The organism is Vibrio sp. 1249-1 (assembly GCF_033340495.1).
On the sequence record NZ_JAWOWJ010000211.1, the window covers coordinates 1 to 944 of the forward strand.

At 41.6% G+C, this 944-nt stretch carries 1 protein-coding gene and 1 pseudogene; one reads left to right on the forward strand and one right to left on the reverse strand.

Features of this window, described 5'->3' with window-relative positions:
• A pseudogene (locus tag R7Z50_RS25315) lies at positions 1–103 on the forward strand (slipin family protein); the annotation flags it as partial.
• Positions 104–230: 127 nt separating this feature from the next.
• On the opposite strand, the gene R7Z50_RS25320 reads toward R7Z50_RS25315, so the two are convergent.
• Positions 231–659: a globin gene (locus tag R7Z50_RS25320; RefSeq protein WP_140061795.1), complete on the reverse strand. Its 429-nt coding sequence runs from the start codon at positions 657–659 to the stop codon at positions 231–233.
• Positions 660–944: the final 285 nt, after the last annotated feature.

The following is a 944-nucleotide window of genomic DNA, read 5'->3' on the forward strand; positions in this document are numbered from 1 at the left end:
AACCTCAACCATCATCTTCCCAATGCCAATTAATTTGGTCGAAGCGGTGACGGACATTGCCAACGCCGTTAAAAAGAATCAGGGGCAGGATAAAGAAGAATAGCCACATTAATTTTCAAGTAAGGGCGGAAGCGGCTTTGGTTTAACTTGAGCGGACTTAGTTTGGTCTCGTTGAGTTTGGTGTAAACAGTAAGGCCGCTTCTTCATATTAGATATCACAAACCTTTCGATCACTGACCCGTGTCGGATTTACTTGGCGGCGTACCACATTCGCGTTTCATGATTTCCAGACCCGATTTAAAACAAGCGCGCCATGCCTTTTCAACGTCGGAGTTGTACTCATAATCACACTCTCGTACTGTTTCCATTAAGCTTTCAAACCAAATATCAATGTCTTCGGGTTTGATACCAATGTTTCCGATACCGTGCTTTTTGCCATACTTTTCCATCATTTTTCGCGCATCAGAAGACGTGTCTGTCATCATAAAAAAGACGATCGAACCTTTGAGCATACGAACTTGCTTTTGCATATCTACGCCTTCAAATTTCTGCCGAAAGCTCTTTCCTTTCGACCAAAACTTGGCATAAAACCGCTCGAAAAAGTGCTCACTGAGAACACAACGCTCGTAACTGTCGTTGAAAACCTCAATCACATTCATGACCACTCCAAATGAAAACCAGAGTACAACTCATATTTTATGAGTGTAATTTAATATCTCAAACAAGGGGCAAGCGAATATCTCAAAGCTTGTAATTTTGGCCAAGAAACAGCAAAGACCACGTTCTCTACGCAGAGTTTGAAACATCACTCCCAAGTTCTCTGTTCGATTTTCAACAAAAAGTTAAAAGTGATTTAAATAAAAGCCATCTTATCAATTGCTGGTTATTCGGTACTATGAACTCACTTTCGAGGTACGCGTGGTTGTCGAAGCTAAAAGCGGCCG